We start from the raw sequence: 16,945 nt of genomic DNA, 5'->3' as shown, positions 1-16,945 counted from the left end.
TCGAAGGATTGACCGAAAATTCATCCTTGTCGAGACCAAAGGGAATGCAGAGCGCGAGGCGATCCGATCAAGACTTGGTCAGAATGAAGCTTGCCGTTTCCGACGCCCGCGACGAGCCGCCGAGATAGATTTCGAAGGTTCCGGGGTCGAGGACATAGCGCCCGTCGTCGTCATGGATGCCGAGCCGGGCCACATCCAGCTTGAAGCGCACCGTCCGCGTCTCCCCGGCGCGCAACGCGATCTTCTCGAATGCCTTCAATTCGCGCAGCGGCCGCGAGCGGCTGGCGACGGGTTGGCGGATATAGAGCTGCACCACCTCCTGCCCGTCGCGCGAGCCGGCATTGCCGACATCGACCGAGACCTCGACCGTTCCGTTCATCGGCACGCTCGCCTTGTCGACACGCGGATTGGCGTAGGTGAAGCGGGAATAGGACAGGCCGTAGCCGAACGGGTAAAGCGCCTCGTTCTTCTCGTCCATGAAGATGGATTCATAGCGCTGGCGGACCTTCTCCGGCCGGCCGGTCGGCAACTGGTCGTAGTAAACCGGGATCTGCCCGACCGAGCGTGGAAAACTCATCGGCACGCGCCCTGACGGATTGACCTTGCCGGTCAGGACATCGGCGATGGCAGTGCGCCCTTCCGTGCCGCCATGGAAGGTCTGGACGATCGCCGCGACATGGGCCTCGGCCCAGCTCAGCACCAAAGGCCGCGCAGTCGCCAGCACCAGCACGACCGGCTTGCCGGTTGCGACAAGCGCCTCCAGCAGTTCCTGCTGCACCCCGGGCAGGCCGAGATTGGTGCGCGAGGCGCCCTCGCCCATGAACTCGCAATCCTCGCCCAGCATCGCGACGATCACGTCGCTTGCGGCGGCCGCGCGCAGCGCCGCGTCCTTGTCGGCGAACTCCGTGCCGCAGGCCTTGCTGAAGGCGGGCTCGTAGGCCACACTCGCATCAGCCGGCAGCCGCTCCTTCAGCGCCTCGGGCAGCGCCTGGATGACCCGCCGGCCAAGGCCCGCCGGGTCGGTCCAGACCCGCTCATCCTCGGGGCGCGCCATGGCGCCGATGACCGCGACCGATTTGACGCCCGCCGCGATCGGCAGCGTTTCATTGGCGTTCTTCAGCAGGATCACGCCTTCCTGGGCAGCCTTCAGCGCCACGTCGCGGGCGGCCTGTGTCTGCATCAGCGCCGGCGCCGCGGCCGGGTCGATATCGGCGCGCTCGAACAGGCCGAGATGGAATTTCACCCGCAGCACCCGGCGCACCGCCTCGTTCAGCGCCTTCATCGGCACGCGGCCGGCCGTCACCTCGTTGCCGAGATGCTTGAGGTAGACATCGCCCATCATGTCCATGTCGATGCCGGCGAGCAGCGCCTTGCGCGCGGCCTCGGCATCATCCTTGGCGACACCGTGCAGCCTGAGTTCGGTGATCGAGCCGAAATCCGAGGTGACGAAGCCCTTGAAGCCCCATTTCCCGCGCAGCAGGTCGGTCAGCATGCCGCGATGGGCGGTGGCCGGCATGCCGTTCAGCGCGTTGAACGCCGCCATCGCCGTCATCGAGCCGGCTTCGAACGAAGCCTTGAACGGCGGCAGGTAGAGATCGTGCAGCTGGCTCGTCGGGATCCAGGTCGAATTGTAGTCGCGGCCCGCCTCCGCCGCGCCATAGCCGACGAAATGCTTCACCGTGGTCGCGACACCGCCGCGCTGATAGCCATGGGTGCGCGCCGCCGCCACGACCGAGGCGAGATACGGATCCTCTCCCGCCCCTTCCAGCACCCGGCCCCAGCGCGGATCGCGCGAGATGTCGACCATCGGAGCGAACGTCCACTGGATGCCCGCGGCGCGCGCCTCGCGGCCGGTCCAATAGGCCGCCGCCTCGATCAGCCCGGGATTCCAGGTCGAGGCCTGGCCAAGCGGCAGCGGGAAATAAGTGGAGAAGCCGTGGACCGCGTCGAGCCCGATGATCACCGGGATCTTCAGGCGTGATTCGCGCGCGGCGTGCTGGACGGCGAGTACCTCGCTGGGCACGACGAAGTTCATCACCCCGCCCATGCGGCCGGTCTTGATCTGGTTGATGTCGAAGCCGTCGCCGCGCCCCGAGAGATGGAGCTGCCCGACTTTCTCCTCCAGCGTCATCTTCGCCAGCAGCGCATCGATGCGCCGTTCGATCGCGGCGGCCTCGCGCCCGGTCTTCCAGGCGACGGTGTCATCGGCAAAGGCGTCACCGATAAAGACTTGGGGCGCAACAAGGCAGAGCAGGAACGCAGCGACGAGCCGCAGGATCATGGAACAGGTCTCGCTCACTGGCGGAAAGGATGGTCCGGCCCTACAGGATCGCTCCGCATGGCTCAACCGTTGCATCGCCGCAGGGCGAGCCCTGCCGAAGGCGCGCGAACCGGGATGACGCGATGACGCAAGCTGCTATGGCCTTGGAGACGGGCGAACGCCACCGCTTCTATGAAGACGTGATGGCGATGCTGCTCGGCACGTTGATGGTGAGCATCGGCATCGTGCTCTACACCAAGGCGACCTTGCTCACGAGCGGGGCGGCGGGCCTGGCGCTGCTGCTGCAATTCAGCACCGGCATCAATTTCGGGATCCTGTTCTTCGCCCTCAACCTGCCCTTTTACTGGCTGGCGATCCGGCGCATGGGCTGGCGCTTCGCGGCGCGCACCTTCATTGCGGTCGGGCTTGTCTCGGTCTTCACCTGGGCGACGCCGGCCTGGCTCCGGATCGAGGCGGTCGATCCGCTCTATGCCGCGATCGCGGGCGGCAGCTTCATGGGGCTCGGCCTGCTTGCGCTCTTCCGCCACCGCACCGGGCTTGGCGGCATCAACATCCTGGCGCTCTATCTGCAGGAGGCTCATGGCGTGCGCGCCGGCTGGTTCCAGCTCGGTGTCGATGTGGTGATCCTCGCTGGCGCGCTCTTCCTGCTGCCGCTCGACAAGGTGCTGATCTCGCTTGCCGGCGCGGCCGTGCTCAATCTCATCCTCGCGATCAACCACAAGCCCGGGCGGTATATGGGGGTGTCGTAGGGGACGGTTGCCACCTGCAAATTTCCATGCGACCGAGCCTTCAAACGAACGCGTGGAGGCGACGACCATGGCCCAGCTCCTGACCATCGAAGACCTGCGCCTTCAGGCCAAGCGCCGCGTGCCGCGCATGTTCTACGATTACGCCGATTCCGGCGCCTGGACCGAGGGCACCTACCGCGCCAACGAGGCCGATTTCGCCGCGATCAAACTGCGCCAGCGCGTCGCCGTCGACATGACCAACCGCACGCTGGCTTCGACCATGGTCGGCCAGCCCGTCGCCATGCCGGTCGCGCTCGCCCCCACCGGCCTCACCGGCATGCAGCACGCCGATGGCGAAATCCTCGCCGCCCGCGCCGCCAACAAAGCCGGCGTGCCCTTCACGCTCTCGACCATGAGCATCTGCTCGCTCGAGGACATCGCCAGCCATGTCGGCAAACCTTTCTGGTTCCAGCTCTATGTGATGAAGGACCGCGACTTCATCGCCCGGCTGATCCAGCGCGCCAAGGATGCCGGCGTCACCGCGCTCGTGCTGACGCTCGACCTGCAGATCCTCGGCCAGCGCCACAAGGACATCCGCAACGGCCTCAGCGCACCGCCCAAGCCCACCATCGCCAACCTGATCAACCTCGCCACCAAGCCGCGCTGGTGCCTGGGCATGCTCGACACGCCGCGCCGCTCCTTCGGCAACATCGTCGGCCACGCCAAGGGCGTCGGCGATCTCTCCTCGCTCTCCTCCTGGACCGCCGAGCAGTTCGACCCGGCCTTGAGCTGGGACGACGTCAAATGGATCAAGGACCTCTGGGGCGGCAAATTGATCCTCAAGGGCATCCTCGACCCCGAGGATGCCGAGATGGCGGCCAAGAGCGGCGCCGACGCGCTGATCGTCTCCAACCATGGCGGCCGCCAGCTCGACGGCGCGCTGTCCTCGATCGCGGCGCTGCCGGCGATCGTCGAACAGGTCGGCGGGCGCATGGAGATCCTGTTCGACGGCGGCATCCGCTCCGGCCAGGACGTGATCAAGGCGCTGGCGCTCGGCGCCCACGGCACCTTCATCGGCCGGGCCTTTCTCTACGGGCTGGGCGCCATGGGCGAGGAAGGCGTGACCCGCTGCCTCGACATCATCCGCAAGGAACTCGACATCACCATGGCGCTGTGCGGCCTGCGCGATGTGCGCGATGTCGATGGGCGGATTCTGGTGAAAGGGCGAGCCTGAAACCGCTGCTGTCCTCAGGCCTGATCCGCATCCTTGCGCAGAATGACATCGGTGGTGATCTCGTCGCCCTTCCTCAGGATGGTGAAATCGGGCCGGGCATCCGGGACGAACAGAAGCCGCGGCAAATAGGCGTAGGTAGCGCGCTCGATCGTACGACCGGGAAGAACGTCGAAAATCAGGCTGTAGCTGCCGATAGGCAGCTCGAAATCGTGCGTATTGAGCACGGTCCCGACCGAGACGCGCCCCGTACTCACCTCGAAGGGCACGGATAACGCCCACAGCGCCTCCGGCGGGAGCTGATAGGGCAGCGCGAGCGCCTCAACGTGCAACAGGCACGCGCCGTCATGGTCGGGGACGCCGAACGCCACGGTTTCCGGCCGCCAGGCAAAACCTTGCGCGACATGGTCGTCGCTCCACAGCAAACCCGGTCGCGGCAGGTTCGTCCGGAAGGCGATGATCTGCGTGTAGAGAACCGTCAGGGGAAATTCGAGCATCAGGGGCCCACCATCATCGTGATTTTGCAGCCCTCGGGCACACCGGTCAATTGGCTGGTCATCTGGCCGCCGGCGCTGCGATTGTCGCTGAGGGGCACATGGCGCACGCTGGCGGTGGCGCCGCCCTCGATAAATGTGGCCGGCGGGTACTCATCGCGGTCCATGCCTCGCACGATCGGAAGCTTGCTTGTCGCCGCCGCCCGGCGCGCCGCGACGGCAGCCGGATTGCGATCCAGCGTCAGCACGGAAGGCTGCCCGGCGGCTTGGGCGTCCAGGATATGCTGGGCCGCCAGAGGCGACGCCGAACGCGAGATCACCAGATTGCGGTGGCAAGGGCAGTCTTCGCAGGTGTCGTCCGCCGCCGAGTCACGCAAAGCCGTGCCGGCGCGGCCAATCGCCCTGCCGGTCTGTCGAATGGCCTCCTGTCCGGCCGGCGTGGCTGCGACCGTGGCGAGCCCGAGAGCGCCCATCAGCCAATAGACGGCAGCCGGCACGGCGGGAAGGGCGAAAACCATTTACGGGCTTCCCGCAGTAACCATGAAAGCCTGCAGGAAGGCATTCAGGGCCTCTTCCGGCGGCATTCCCGACGTCGTCAGCAGGTGCTTGATCTCATAGGAATCGGCGACCTTGCCATCGGTCAGAAGCCAGAGGAACGCCCAAAGCCCCAGTGCCCGTTCTGTTCGCAGCCCCATATCGCGCCCGAGGCGCTCACTGTGTGCCACCAGGTTCAACAATGCCGCCGGAGGCAAATTCGCCGCCTTGTCGGGGCTGACCTCGCGGAGGTAGTTGCAGATGCGTCCGCGGCTCTCGGTAACACGCGCATGGCTCAAGCCGGCGACCTGTTCGGGCGAGAACCGGAGCATTCCCGTGTCGGCTGCCGGCAGCGTTTGCGGGCGCAAGCGCTTCGACACGCCGCCCGCAACCCCGGCGTCGAAACAGAGCCCGAGGCCCGGCCCGAGGAAGCGCGCGATCTGCCCGGGCCGCAGCAGCGGCAGCACCTGTCCAAGCACGACGGCGTCCCAGTGCCGAAAGATCACCGTCTCATAAGCGGGCGCGTCTTCGGATGCCCTGTTCTGGTTTGGAATCTCTGCCAGATTCAGTGTCCGCAGATGCCGAAACAGCGCGGCCTCTCCCTCCGACCAGGACCAGAATACCGGCAAGCGACGTGCTCCGTGGCAGGCCAAGAGGCGGCCTGTATCGTCAGGCTCCTGCAAAGCCACCAGGAACGGCCCTACCGACACAGCCTGCGGCTTGCCTGCCTCCAGGAACATCGGCCGCGCCTTGAGACCGTGCAGCTGGAGATCGCTGGCGAGGTCGTCAAACAGGGCACCATCGAGCACAGCAAAGATTTCATTGGGCAGGCTGGCCACAGCTGCCTTCAAGGCGGCGCCATTGAGCTGCAACGAGGCAGGTGCCAGCGGCACGAAGTCCCAATCGATGCTCAAGCGCTGCCCCTCGCCAGGCAAAGCATCTCAGGCCCGCAGGAAAGGAGAATTGTTCTGCGCCGCGCTTTTCATGCACGGCTTATCGGGACCATGCGCCGCGCCGGCCGCGCCCATATTGGCGCCCGCGCTCGACAGGTCGCCGATCAGGACATTGGCCTGTCCCGTGATGATCACCCCGCCATGCGTGGTCGTGTCGCCGATGCGCGCAGCCGGCTGGCCCATGATCAGCACGCTGGCCGAGCCTTTCACGATCATGTCCACCGGCCCGACGCAGATGCATTTGTCGGTGACCCGCGCCGCCGGCAGGCCGCCGATCAGCACGGTCGGCGCGCAGGGTGGGATGATCGGCCCGCCGACATGCGGCACCGGTCCCGGCGAAATCATCGGGCAGTTGTGCATGTCGGTCACGCGGGCGGCCGGCATTCCCATGACAGGCTCCTCGGTCTCCGGAGAGATCAAACCACCGTCATGACAGTTGCATGACGCGGCTCAGACAACTTTTATGATCCATAGCGTCGGGAAGGCTGTCAACGCGCACAAAGCGCGCCACAGCCATGATCAATCCATCATGGTGCGACACGCATGATGAGAACCAGGCACAGTGCGACGAGGCGAGAACAGCCCCTCGGCGCAAGAATGTCCCGTACCGGATGCGTTAGGGAATCGTGACGTAGATGCCGAGTTGGCGCGTCTTGTCTCCCTCCACTCGCAAAATGGAAGGACGCGGGCCCTGCTCCAAGGCATCCGCGCAAACGCGGCCACGATCAATCGGCCGTCAGGGCCTCGAGCGGCGCCACCAGCGTGAAAATGACACCGGTCGGCGGGTATTCCATCGCGGCCGTACCGGCAAAATAGCCTGCCAGTGCTCGTTCGATCATGCGTGAGCCGAACCCGGCCTGCGATGGCGGGCTGACGACCGGCCCACCTATCTCCCGCCACGCGAACCGGAACTGCGGCGGATTCGCACCGCGATCGATCGTCCAGGCCACGTCGATCCGGCCAACCTCTCCCGACAGGGCGCCGTATTTCATCGCATTGGTCGTCAACTCGTGCAGCGCCAGCGACATCGCCAGCGCGCATTTCGAGGACAATTCGACATCGGGACCGTCAAATCTAATCCGGTCCGCCTCGCCCTGAGGCATCACGACTCTGGCGACGAGCTCATGCATGCGAGCTCTCGACCAGACCGACTGCGTCAGCAGATCCTGGGCATCGCCCATGTTTTTCAGCCGGTCCATCAGCGCGGCCTTGGCATCGGCCAATTCCACGCCGCTCCTCAGCGTCTGGTTCGCGATCGCCTGGATCATCGCGATGGTGTTCTTGATGCGATGCTTGAGCTCCAGCGCGAGCAGTCGCTGACGCTCCTCGGCGCGCTTGAGCTCCGTGACGTCGCGGGAGACCGACAAAATGCTTTCAGGACGCCCGTCCGGACCCAGGATGGGCGAAACCTGCACATCCCACCAGCGCGGATTTCCCAGCGCGGTATTCGCAGCGCCCTGGAAACGCGAACTTCGTCCCGCTCTGGCCGCCTCGATCGCCGCCTTCGCATCGGCATTGCCGCCACCCTGCCAGAAGTCCGGCCAGAGACAACCCTTGACCGCATTGAAGTCGCTGATCTCCATCACGCGCTGGCCACCCTCGCTCATGAAGCTGAGCGCGCCGTCGAGGGTCAGGACCTTGATGCAGTCGTCCGATGCGGCGAGCAGGCTGCGCATGAACCTCGCATCGATCTCGTGCCGCTCCGGAGCTGGGCCTTTATCGGCGAGGTCGTGCACGGGTGGTTCGTTCCATTCACTGCGGAGACGTCAAACTCCGGCCTATAGAGGCGTGATCACGCCATGTCTGTGTCTTTTGACATATCAGCTACGCGCCAAACCCCGCATCGGAGGCACCCCCGACGCACAAAGCAAATTCGCAGCATGCGGCAAGCCCCGAAGCATGAGACAAGCCCGGGCCCATAAAGAAAGGGCCAGCGCTCCGGTCCGGGAACGCTGGCCCTGAAAGTCGAACCCGCCTCGTCAGCGCGAGAATTTCTTGTACTGGATGCGCTTGGGGATCGTGGAATCAATGCCCAAACGTCGCTTCTTGTCTTCCTCGTATTCCGCGAAATTGCCCTCGAACCATTCGACATGGCTGTCGCCCTCGAAGGCGAGGATATGGGTCGCGATGCGGTCGAGGAACCAGCGATCATGGCTGATGATCACGGCGCAGCCGGCATAGTCCTCCAGCGCCTCTTCCAGCGCCCGCAGCGTATCGACGTCGAGATCGTTGGTCGGCTCGTCGAGCAGCAGGACATTGGAGCCCGCCTTCAGCATCTTGGCGAGGTGGACGCGGTTGCGCTCGCCGCCCGAGAGCGAGCCGACCTTCTTCTGCTGGTCGCCGCCCTTGAAGTTGAAGGTCGAGCAATAGGCGCGTGAATTGATCTCGCGCTTGCCGAGATAAAGGATGTCGTTGCCGCCCGAGATCTCCTCCCAGACGTTCTTCTTGTCGTCGAGCGAGTCGCGGCTCTGGTCGACATAGCCGAGCGTGACGCTCTCGCCGATGGTGATCGTGCCGGAATCGGGCTTGTCCTGGCCGGTGATCATCTTGAACAGCGTGGTCTTGCCGGCGCCGTTGGGGCCGATCACGCCGACGATACCACCTGGCGGCAGCTTGAACGACAACCCGTCGATCAGCAGCTTGTCCTGGAAGCCCTTCGAGAGGTTCTCGAAATCGACGACGTTGTTGCCGAGCCGCTCGGCGATGGGGATGATGATCTGCGCGGTGTCCGGCCCCTTGTTGTTGGCCTTCTGCACGAGCTCGTCATAGCGCTGGATGCGCGCCTTGCTCTTGGCCTGGCGCGCCTTGGGCGAGGCCAGAACCCATTCCTGCTCGCGCTCCAGCGTCTTCTGCCTGGCTACGTCCTCGCGGCCTTCCTGGGCGAGGCGCTTCTGCTTCTGCACCGACCAGGCCGAGTAATTGCCCTCATAGGGAATGCCCTGGCCGCGATCGAGCTCGAGGATCCAGCTGGTGACGTTGTCGAGGAAGTAGCGATCATGGGTCACGATCAGGATCGCGCCCGGATAGGTCCGCAAATGGCCTTCCAGCCAGGCGGTGGTCTCGGCGTCGAGATGGTTGGTCGGTTCGTCGAGCAGCAGGAGTTCCGGCTGCTCCAGCAAAAGCTTGCAGAGCGCGACGCGGCGGCGCTCGCCGCCCGAGAGCTTCGAGACCTCCCAGTCGTCGGGCGGGCAGCGCAAGGCGTCCATCGCCTGATCGACCTTGGAATCGAGATCCCACAGGCCCTTGGCCTCGATCTCGTCCTGCAGCTTGGTCATCTCGTCGGCGGTCTCGTCGGAATAATTCATCGCGAGATCGTTGTAGCGATCCATGATCGCCTTTTGCGGCGCCACGCCGAGCATGACGTTGTCGCGGACATTCAGCGTCTCGTCGAGCTTGGGCTCCTGCGGCAGGTAGCCGACGCGCGCGCCCTCGGCGACCCAGGCCTCGCCGGTCCACTCCTTGTCGAAGCCGGCCATGATCTTGAGCAGGGTCGACTTACCCGCGCCGTTGACGCCGAGCACGCCGATCTTGGCGTCGGGGTAGAAGGAGAGATGGATGTCCTTGAGGATCTGCTTGCCGCCCGGATAGGTCTTCGACAGGCCGCGCATATGGTAGATGAACTGACGGGACATGGGGCGTGCGGGCTCCGCTGCGGACTCGGGCGTGCGAGATGTGTCGGGAAATCTGGCGCGTATGTAGCGAGACGAGCCGCTCCCCGCAACCGGTGCGGTGCAAGCCGCCGGTCTCACGTGTTGCGCATGGTGTCCTCGCTTCGCCGCCTCTACCCTGTGAAGATCGGCTTCAGCGCAGCCCGCTGTTCGACGATGAAGTCGAAGAAGGCCGCGATGCGGGGCGTGCGCCGGAGATCGGGGTGAGCCAGGATTCGCCAGCTTCGCGTCAGCTCCGGGATCGGGCCGAGGATCCGCACCAGACCGTCATCGGCGTCTCCGAGCGCGGTTGGCAATGGGCCGATTCCCACGCCGGATTTGACGGCCGAAACCAGGCCAAGGACGCTGTTGTTGCGCACGGCGAAGCGGGCCGCCGGTGCGACCTCCGCAAGCCATGTCAGCATGCGGTGCGAGCTGAACGTCGTCTCGAAGCCGACCAGCGGGTGCTGCGCCATTTCCTGCACCGTCGCCGGCCTACCGTGCCGCTCGACATAGTCGGGGCTGGCATAGATCGCCCAGAGCGAGTCGGCGATCTTGCGTCCGACGAGTTCGTCATCGGTGTCGCCAGAGCGGAAGGCGACATCCGCCTCGCCCTGAGACAGATCGAGATAGCGATCGCTGGTCACGAACTCGACGCGCAGCTTCGGATGGCGCGCATGGAAGGCGTCGAGCAGCTTCGACTGGACGATGCGCAGCACCAGCGGCTCGGGACAGGTGACGCGGATCACGCCGTCGAGTTCGCGGGCAGTGTCGTCGAGATACCGCTCCAACTCGGCCACGGCGCGCGCAACGCTCTCGGCCATCGGCAACAGGCTCAAGCCATCTGCCGTGAGCCGATATCCGGCAGGGTGCCTGACGATCAGCGCGCGACCGATCCGCCGCTCGAGCTCCGAAAGCCGTCGCTGCACCGTTGTCTGACTAAGGCCCAGCGATTTCGCCGCCGCGATCATGCTCTGATGCTGCGCGACCGCAAGGAAAGGCTTCAGATCGTTCCAATCGAACATGCTCGACCTTGCAGTCTTGCGGCCCCTGTCCGCAGAATTGAGGCTGCCATAGTCCTCAGCTCAAGCCTACCCTTTCGGCAGTTCTGACGAGGCGTCAGACCCAAGTCGGAGGACAACGCCATGCGCATGTCGTCATGCTCGGCCGCAGCAGCAGTCGCGGGTCTTCTTCTGGGCGCCAGCGCGCAAGCGCAGGAGGCCGGCCTCGCGAAGCCGAACCTCGTGCTGCGCCAACTCGTCGAGGCCATGCCGCGTGACGCCTCGCAGGAAGTCCGCATCCTGACCGCGACCTTCAAGCCCGGCGACAGGACCGTCCGGCACAGCCACCGCTTTCCCGTGACGGTCTATGTCCTCGAAGGCGCCTTCACGCTGGAACTGAAGGGCCAACCAGCCGTGGTGGTAAAGGCCGGCGAGGCCTATGTCGAACCGCCGCATGTCGAGATGGTCGGCTACAACCGCAGCGCCGTCGAGCCGACGAAGGTGGTGATATTCTATGTGAGCGGCCACGACACGCCATTCCTCGACCCGCTTCACTGACGCGGCCACGCGAAATCTTCCGACGGCCTCTCGCTTCACAAACGCACCAGCCCCGCTCCTGCCCACTTCCCCCGGCTCGGCAATTACCTGAGCGCGTGGACGCTGGAACGACGCGGGTAGCCAAGATGAATCCGCCCACCATCCAGGGACACAGGCCTCGCCGGCCTATTTCTTGTCGAGGCCTGCCATGATCTGAGCAGGGTCGACTTACCCGCACCGTTGACGCCGAGCACACCAATCTTGGCGTCGGGGGACAAGGAGAGATGGATGTCCTGGAGGACCTGCTTGCCGCCCCGATAGGTCTTCGACAGGCCGCGCTTATCGCAGATGGAGTGACGAGACATGGGGCGTGCGGGCTCCAGTGTGGACTTGAACCCGCAAGATTGTGTCGGGAAATCTGGCGCGCGGGTAGCGAGGCCGGGCTGATGCCGCAGCCGCACGCTGCCGGCGCGCCACGGCAATCATGCGCAGGGGGCAACGAAGCGGCTGGCTGTCGTCAGGGCAGACAGGCGGTATTGCGACCATTTGCGCCGGGTTAGCGCCAGCCCCTGCCGCTTGCGTCGCTGCAGCCATAAGGCGGGATCGATCGCGCGAAGCGCTCCTTCAGCCGGCTGCAGCCCCATGCCCGCAGGCTCTCCGGCAGGCGGCTGTTGATCGCGATTCCGACCTCGTCATAGGGGCTCGTGGCGTTGGCCACATAGTCGTACCAGCGATAGCCGAACGTTACGCCAACGCCTATGGCGATCGCAAGGACGACCCGCGCGATGGTTCGGGCCAGCCCTATTTTGACAGGCGCTGCAGGCGGGCGATCCTGGCTCACGGTGCGCCGCTGGCGTGCGGTGTAGATCTGCGCGGCAACGAGCAATGCGACACCCAGTCCGATGGCGATGCCGCCATATTGGCCCAGCAACGGCAGAATCTCCGCCTTCACGAATTGCTGGCCGCCGCTATCGGGCACGACGAAACGCGATCCGCCATCGACGCGTTCCCAGCCGGAAATCCTGAAGGCATAGAAAAACGCGACGAGACCGCCGGCAAAGAAGATCAAGGCGACCAGCCTGAAGCGGTTGGGTAGCGACATGGCGTCCTCCAGGAGACAGGCCAGGTTCGATAGTGGGGTGGAGCGCACCTGTCCACGACCCGGAACGTCCCTCACGAAACCGCCATCACAACGTTGAACCCCTTCCACCGGCCCAGCTTTTGCCTAAGCTTTTCCGGGCTGGGAGAATACGGGAGCGGCGGATGAGCTTTTGGAGCACGCTGATGCGCTTCGGCCTTGGGCTCGCCGCCTTGGCCGGGCTGATGGCCTCCCCCGCCCGCGCCCAGTCCGACGAGCCCGGCTGCCGGCCCGAGATGGCGAGCCTGCGCGCGCCGATCCAACGCGCCGCGCTCGCCAAGGACGAGGTCCGCCTCACCTTTGTCGGCCACGCCACCTTCCTGATCGAGACGCCGGGCGGCGTCAGGGCCGCGACCGACTACAACGATTATGTCCGACCACGTGAGACGCCCGACATCGCCACGATGAACAAGGCGCATTCGACGCATAATTCACGCAACCCGGATCCCGCGATCAAACAGGTGCTGCCGGGCTGGGATCCCAGCGGCCAGGGCGCCGCGAAACATGATGTGACGCTCGGCGATATGCGCGTGCGCAACGTGCCGACCAATATCCGCAGCTACTCCGGCGCCACCGATTATGACGGCAATTCGATGTTCGTCTTCGAGATCGGCGATCTCTGCATCGCCCATCTCGGCCATCTGCACCATCCGCTGGAACCCGGCCATCTGCGCGCCCTCGGCCGCGTCGACATCGTGCTTTTCCCGGTCGATGGCAGCTACACGCTCGACCAGGAAGGCATGGTCGAGGTGCTGAAATCGCTGCAGGCCAAGGTGATGATCCCGATGCATTTCTTCGGCGGCTCCAGCCTGGAGCGCTTCCTGCGCCGAACCGACGGCGTCTGGGCCACCGAGCGCAAGACGGAGCCGACAATCACCCTGACCAAGGCCGGCCTTCCCGCACAGCCGACCATCATCGTGCTGCCGGGTAGCTAACCCCCATCGCTCGCCATTCGGCTTAACCTCGCGCTTAGGTTGTTCCGACGTCGCGCTTTGCAAATTCCGCTGGGGCCGGCAGGTTGAGACTGCCCGCTAAAGCAGAGGAATGCGGCATGCTCAGGGTTCTCGCGATCGCCATCATCGCTACCGCCTGCCTGCCGGTCGATGCCGAGGCAGCAAGGCTGCGCTTCGGCAAGCGCTCTTCCAGCGGCAGCGCCACCGTCATCCCCGTGCCGCGCGCCGGGCACGCGTCGACTCCGGCCGAGCCCGCTTCTCTCGAAGCTCGCCGGGTGCCCTTCCCGTCGCCGAGCGCGGACCGGCCGGTCCCGCTCCGGGTCAGTTCGAGCGAAGGCACGAAAGTCTGGTGCCACAGCGAGGTGGTGGTCGGCGGCTTCTGCATCATGCACTGACGCCACGAGATGCACTGACGCAACGAGGTCTGGCGGCGCGTTTCCGCGCCGGCCGGTTAACGCCCCGCTTAGATTGATCGCAGATGCGGCTTTCACAGCCGCCTGCGATGAGGCAGCGTGCACGCCATTCATGGGGAAATGGCATGCTGCGTCTCGTCCTGGTCTGCACTGTGGCAGCCTTTCAATTGTCTGCGGCCTCTGCCGTTGCGCAATCCAGTTCCAATCCGGACAACATCAGCTCGAGCAGCCCCAGCTCGAGCCATGACGGGGGCGTTGTCGAGCCCCCCTCCGTGCCCCTGGGTCCCAGCATCCAGGCGGTGCCGCAGGGATGGCAATCCTCGCGCAACAACAAGCCGGGAGAGGCTCCCAGATCAGCCTGCCAAAGCGACCACAACGTCGGCGGCTTCTGCCTGCTGAACTGAGCCGCCGTTGCTCTGGAGGGATCGCGTCTAGGTGTTGACGCCGCCATCGATGGCGAAACCAGCGCCGGTCACGAAGCGCGCCTCCTCGCTGGCGAGATAGGCCACGAGCCCGGCGATATCCTCCGGCTTGCCATAGCGCGGAATCGCCATCTTGGCGCGCTGCGCATCGGCCCGCTCCCCGGTAGCCGGATTCATGTCGGTATCGGTCGAGCCGGGATGGACGATGTTGACGGTGACGCCGCGCGGCCCGAGATCGCGCGCCAGGCCCTTGGTGAAGCCGATCAGCGCCGCCTTGCTCATCGCATAGAGCGAGACGCCGGGCTCGACCACGCGCTCGGCCAGGCATGAACCGATCGAGATGATGCGTCCGCCTTCGCCGAGATGGGCGGCAGCCGCCTGCGACGCCAGCACGACGGCACGGATGTTCACCGCCAGCGTCGCGTCGATATCGGCAAGGCTCCACTCCGCGACCGGTCCGCCACGGAAGATGCCGGCATTGTTGACCAGGATGTCGAGACCGCCGAGCAGAGCAGCGGCCTTGCCGACGCAGTCCTTCACCGCTTCGGGATCGGCACTGTCGGCCGCGAGCGCGAAACCCTTGCGTCCGAGCGCCTCGATCTGGCCCACCACCGCCTGCGCCTTGTCCTGCGAGCGCTCATAGGTCAGCGCGACATCGGCGCCTTCCTGCGCCAGCCGCAGTGCGATTGCCGCGCCGATGCCGCGGCTCCCGCCGGTCACCAGCGCCTTCTTACCGATCAACCGTTCCATGAGAGATTCCTTTTTGTGTCGTTCGATACATAAATACTTGCGGCGCTTGCGGGCACTGGTCAAGCGATTTATGTATCGCTTGGCACAAAACGGGTGATCATGTCCGAGCGCGGCAGACCGAGAAGCTTTGATCGTGATGAAGCGCTGCGCCGCGCCATGGATCTGTTCTGGCGCAACGGCTTCCAGGGCACCTCGATGGGCGACCTGACCGAGGCGATGGGCATCGGCTCGCCCAGCCTCTACGCCGCCTTCGGCAGCAAGGAGGCGCTCTATCGCGAGGCGATGGCGCTATACGAGGCCTGCGACGGCAAGGAACTGGCCCAGGCGGTCGCCGAAGCCCCGACGGCCCGGGCCGCGATAGAAACCTTCCTGATGCGCTCTGCGGCAATGTTCACGCGGCCGGGCAAGCCGGCCGGCTGCATGGTCGTGCTGGCGGTGGTCCATGCCGGCGGCGCGAGCGAGGCGCTCCGGGCCGATTTGCGAGGCGTACGCGAGCGGGCGATCGCCAGCTTCACGCAACGGCTGCGCGGAGCGGTCGAAAGTGGCGAGTTGCCGGCCGCGACCGATACCGGGATGATCGCAAGCTTCTATGTCACGGTGCAGCAAGGCATATCGTTGCGCGCGCGCGACGGCGCCACGCGCCCCGAACTGGAGGCCATCGCCCAGGCCGCCATGATGGCCTGGAGCGGGCTCGTCGCGGTCGCCGCCTGATCCGTCCGCGCCGCCTGATCAGCCCGTCAACGCCTTGCGGCCCTCGAGCGGATAGGCCGGGTCGCTATAGCCCGGCGTCGAGGGATGGCCGGCGGGCACGAGCCCGTCCACCAGCGCCTCGTCCTCGGGGGTGAACGCGACATCGAGTGCCGCGAGATAGGCCTGCCACTGCTCCAGCGTGCGCGGCCCGGCGATCGCGGCGGTGAGGAAGGCATTGTTCAGGACCCAGCGTACCGCGAACTGGATCGGCGTCATGCCGCGCTCGGCGGCATGGGCCTTGATGGTCTGGGCGATGACGAGGCTCTCCTCGCGCCACTCCGTCTGCAGGATGCGCGTGTCGCCGCGCGCCGCGCGCGTGCCTTGTTGCGGCGCCTGGCCGGGCTCGTATTTACCGGTCAGCACGCCGCGCGCCAGCGGCGAGTAGGAGGCAACGCCGAGCCCGTAGAAGCCGCACGCCGGCAGATGCTCGACCTCGGGCATGCGGTTCATCGCGTTGTAATAGGGCTGGCTGACGACCGGCCGGTCGATGCCGAGATCGTCGCAGAGCCGGCAGATCTCGGCGAGCCGCCAGGAGCGGTAGTTCGAGACGCCGAAATGCCGGATCTTGCCCTGGGCGACGAGATCGCCGAGCCCGCGCACGGTCTCAGCCAGCGGCGTCGCATGGTCTTCCTTGTGCAGATAATAGATATCGATGAAATCGGTGCCGAGCCGGCGCAGACTGTCCTCGCAGGCCTGCATCAGCCATTTGCGCGAGAGCCCGACCCGGTTGGGTCCGGTTCCCATCTGGTTGGCGACCTTGGTCGCCAACACCCAGTCATGGCGTTGCGCGGCGATGGCGCGACCCGTCACCTCTTCGGAGCGGCCTTCATTGTAGACATCGGCCGTGTCGATGAAATTGATGCCGGCTTCGCGCGCATGATCGATGATCGCACGCGAATCCAGCTCGCTGGTCGCGCCGCCGAACATCATCGTGCCCAGGCATAAAGGCGAGACCTTGAGGCCGGAGCGGCCGAGCTGGCGATATTCCATGGATCAGACTCCGAGAGTTCGGGGCTGAGACCCTGCCCCAGCCTCGCGCCGCGCACCAGCGCGCCCCGCGCAGGGCTCGCCCGCCAAATCCTGTGCGCAACAAAATGCTTAACCTTTCATGTC

Annotated in this window: 17 protein-coding genes and 1 pseudogene; 6 read left to right on the top strand and 12 right to left on the bottom strand. The window is 65.5% G+C overall.

The annotated features are described in order from the left end of the window. Window positions 1-67 precede the first annotated feature (67 nt). Entirely contained in the window at window positions 68-2,281 is a 2,214-nt protein-coding gene (locus tag J2Y55_RS21360; RefSeq protein WP_310157756.1) for a glycoside hydrolase family 3 N-terminal domain-containing protein, read from the bottom strand. 122 nt (window positions 2,282-2,403) lie between these two features. Between J2Y55_RS21360 and J2Y55_RS21355 the strand changes: the two genes are divergently transcribed. Both J2Y55_RS21355 and J2Y55_RS21350 read left to right on the top strand, forming a co-directional pair. Further along, a complete protein-coding gene (locus tag J2Y55_RS21355; protein ID WP_310157754.1) occupies window positions 2,404-3,030 on the top strand; it encodes a YitT family protein in 627 nt (208 codons plus the stop codon). Window positions 3,031-3,097: 67 nt separating this feature from the next. Beyond that, window positions 3,098-4,243, top strand: a complete 1,146-nt coding sequence (locus J2Y55_RS21350; RefSeq protein ID WP_310157752.1) for an alpha-hydroxy acid oxidase — start codon at window positions 3,098-3,100, stop codon at window positions 4,241-4,243. Window positions 4,244-4,257: 14 nt separating this feature from the next. Here the strand turns inward: J2Y55_RS21350 and comJ are convergent, their stop codons facing one another. The 7 genes from comJ to J2Y55_RS21315 all read right to left on the bottom strand — a co-directional run bounded on the left by comJ (window position 4,258) and on the right by J2Y55_RS21315 (window position 10,893). After that, entirely contained in the window at window positions 4,258-4,737 is a 480-nt protein-coding gene (gene comJ / locus J2Y55_RS21345) for a competence protein ComJ (protein WP_310157750.1), read from the bottom strand. After that, the gene (locus tag J2Y55_RS21340; RefSeq protein ID WP_310157748.1) at window positions 4,737-5,252 is read right to left on the bottom strand and encodes a NucA/NucB deoxyribonuclease domain-containing protein; all 516 of its coding nucleotides are present in this window, start codon (window positions 5,250-5,252) and stop codon (window positions 4,737-4,739) included. The genes comJ and J2Y55_RS21340 overlap by 1 nt, the downstream gene beginning before the upstream one ends. Beyond that, window positions 5,253-6,182, bottom strand: coding sequence for a DUF4123 domain-containing protein (locus J2Y55_RS21335; RefSeq protein WP_310157746.1), 930 nt, complete (start codon window positions 6,180-6,182; stop codon window positions 5,253-5,255). It lies immediately after the preceding gene. Window positions 6,183-6,209: 27 nt separating this feature from the next. After that, entirely contained in the window at window positions 6,210-6,611 is a 402-nt protein-coding gene (locus J2Y55_RS21330) for a PAAR domain-containing protein (RefSeq protein WP_310157744.1), read from the bottom strand. Between the two features lie 335 nt (window positions 6,612-6,946). Next, window positions 6,947-7,897 carry a PAS domain-containing sensor histidine kinase gene (locus tag J2Y55_RS21325; RefSeq protein ID WP_310157742.1) on the bottom strand — a complete coding sequence of 317 codons (951 nt, stop codon included), beginning with the start codon at window positions 7,895-7,897 and terminating at the stop codon, window positions 6,947-6,949. Window positions 7,898-8,200: 303 nt separating this feature from the next. After that, the gene (ettA, locus tag J2Y55_RS21320) at window positions 8,201-9,853 is read right to left on the bottom strand and encodes an energy-dependent translational throttle protein EttA (protein ID WP_310157739.1); all 1,653 of its coding nucleotides are present in this window, start codon (window positions 9,851-9,853) and stop codon (window positions 8,201-8,203) included. 149 nt (window positions 9,854-10,002) lie between these two features. Beyond that, entirely contained in the window at window positions 10,003-10,893 is an 891-nt protein-coding gene (locus J2Y55_RS21315; protein ID WP_310157737.1) for a LysR family transcriptional regulator, read from the bottom strand. Window positions 10,894-11,013: 120 nt separating this feature from the next. Between J2Y55_RS21315 and J2Y55_RS21310 the strand changes: the two genes are divergently transcribed. Further along, a complete protein-coding gene (locus J2Y55_RS21310) occupies window positions 11,014-11,427 on the top strand; it encodes a cupin domain-containing protein (RefSeq protein ID WP_310157735.1) in 414 nt (137 codons plus the stop codon). Between the two features lie 168 nt (window positions 11,428-11,595). Here J2Y55_RS21310 and J2Y55_RS21305 read toward each other — a convergent pair. Both J2Y55_RS21305 and J2Y55_RS21300 read right to left on the bottom strand, forming a co-directional pair. Next, a pseudogene (locus J2Y55_RS21305) lies at window positions 11,596-11,771 on the bottom strand (ATP-binding cassette domain-containing protein); the annotation flags it as partial. Window positions 11,772-11,962: 191 nt separating this feature from the next. Continuing rightward, on the bottom strand, window positions 11,963-12,508 hold the full coding sequence (locus J2Y55_RS21300; protein ID WP_310157733.1) for a hypothetical protein: 546 nt from the start codon (window positions 12,506-12,508) through the stop codon (window positions 11,963-11,965). Window positions 12,509-12,669: 161 nt separating this feature from the next. Between J2Y55_RS21300 and J2Y55_RS21295 the strand changes: the two genes are divergently transcribed. Together J2Y55_RS21295 and J2Y55_RS21290 are read left to right on the top strand one after the other, a co-directional pair. Then, window positions 12,670-13,479, top strand: coding sequence for an MBL fold metallo-hydrolase (locus J2Y55_RS21295; protein ID WP_310157731.1), 810 nt, complete (start codon window positions 12,670-12,672; stop codon window positions 13,477-13,479). Window positions 13,480-13,595: 116 nt separating this feature from the next. Next, window positions 13,596-13,892, top strand: coding sequence for a hypothetical protein (locus J2Y55_RS21290; protein WP_310157729.1), 297 nt, complete (start codon window positions 13,596-13,598; stop codon window positions 13,890-13,892). A 449-nt stretch (window positions 13,893-14,341) separates the two neighbouring features. Here the strand turns inward: J2Y55_RS21290 and J2Y55_RS21285 are convergent, their stop codons facing one another. Continuing rightward, window positions 14,342-15,082: a 3-oxoacyl-ACP reductase family protein gene (locus J2Y55_RS21285; RefSeq protein WP_310157727.1), complete on the bottom strand. Its 741-nt coding sequence runs from the start codon at window positions 15,080-15,082 to the stop codon at window positions 14,342-14,344. A 156-nt stretch (window positions 15,083-15,238) separates the two neighbouring features. Between J2Y55_RS21285 and J2Y55_RS21280 the strand changes: the two genes are divergently transcribed. After that, a complete protein-coding gene (locus J2Y55_RS21280; protein ID WP_310157725.1) occupies window positions 15,239-15,793 on the top strand; it encodes a TetR/AcrR family transcriptional regulator in 555 nt (184 codons plus the stop codon). Between the two features lie 18 nt (window positions 15,794-15,811). On the opposite strand, the gene J2Y55_RS21275 is transcribed toward J2Y55_RS21280, so the two are convergent. Then, window positions 15,812-16,822: an aldo/keto reductase gene (locus J2Y55_RS21275; RefSeq protein ID WP_310157723.1), complete on the bottom strand. Its 1,011-nt coding sequence runs from the start codon at window positions 16,820-16,822 to the stop codon at window positions 15,812-15,814. Between the last annotated feature and the right edge of the window lie 123 nt (window positions 16,823-16,945).

It is taken from the genome of Allobosea sp. BE125, assembly GCF_031456075.1.
Taxonomy (GTDB): Bacteria; Pseudomonadota; Alphaproteobacteria; order Rhizobiales; family Beijerinckiaceae; genus Allobosea.
This window is presented reverse-complemented; position numbering and strand designations above follow the sequence as displayed.

Bases quoted from the DNA above. Each gene is read 5' to 3' on its own strand.
- J2Y55_RS21315 (WP_310157737.1), bottom strand. From the start codon at position 10,893: ATGTTCGATTGGAACGATCTGAAGCCTTTCCTTGCGGTCGCGCAGCAT.
- J2Y55_RS21275 (WP_310157723.1), bottom strand. From the start codon at position 16,822: ATGGAATATCGCCAGCTCGGCCGCTCCGGCCTCAAGGTCTCGCCTTTA.
- comJ (WP_310157750.1), bottom strand. From the start codon at position 4,737: ATGCTCGAATTTCCCCTGACGGTTCTCTACACGCAGATCATCGCCTTC.
- J2Y55_RS21285 (WP_310157727.1), bottom strand. From the start codon at position 15,082: ATGGAACGGTTGATCGGTAAGAAGGCGCTGGTGACCGGCGGGAGCCGC.
- J2Y55_RS21350 (WP_310157752.1), top strand. From the start codon at position 3,098: ATGGCCCAGCTCCTGACCATCGAAGACCTGCGCCTTCAGGCCAAGCGC.
- J2Y55_RS21310 (WP_310157735.1), top strand. From the start codon at position 11,014: ATGCGCATGTCGTCATGCTCGGCCGCAGCAGCAGTCGCGGGTCTTCTT.
- J2Y55_RS21340 (WP_310157748.1), bottom strand. From the start codon at position 5,252: ATGGTTTTCGCCCTTCCCGCCGTGCCGGCTGCCGTCTATTGGCTGATG.
- J2Y55_RS21295 (WP_310157731.1), top strand. From the start codon at position 12,670: ATGAGCTTTTGGAGCACGCTGATGCGCTTCGGCCTTGGGCTCGCCGCC.
- J2Y55_RS21290 (WP_310157729.1), top strand. From the start codon at position 13,596: ATGCTCAGGGTTCTCGCGATCGCCATCATCGCTACCGCCTGCCTGCCG.
- J2Y55_RS21300 (WP_310157733.1), bottom strand. From the start codon at position 12,508: ATGTCGCTACCCAACCGCTTCAGGCTGGTCGCCTTGATCTTCTTTGCC.
- J2Y55_RS21360 (WP_310157756.1), bottom strand. From the start codon at position 2,281: ATGATCCTGCGGCTCGTCGCTGCGTTCCTGCTCTGCCTTGTTGCGCCC.
- J2Y55_RS21280 (WP_310157725.1), top strand. From the start codon at position 15,239: ATGGATCTGTTCTGGCGCAACGGCTTCCAGGGCACCTCGATGGGCGAC.
- J2Y55_RS21330 (WP_310157744.1), bottom strand. From the start codon at position 6,611: ATGGGAATGCCGGCCGCCCGCGTGACCGACATGCACAACTGCCCGATG.
- ettA (WP_310157739.1), bottom strand. From the start codon at position 9,853: ATGTCCCGTCAGTTCATCTACCATATGCGCGGCCTGTCGAAGACCTAT.
- J2Y55_RS21325 (WP_310157742.1), bottom strand. From the start codon at position 7,897: ATGCGCAGCCTGCTCGCCGCATCGGACGACTGCATCAAGGTCCTGACC.
- J2Y55_RS21355 (WP_310157754.1), top strand. From the start codon at position 2,404: ATGACGCAAGCTGCTATGGCCTTGGAGACGGGCGAACGCCACCGCTTC.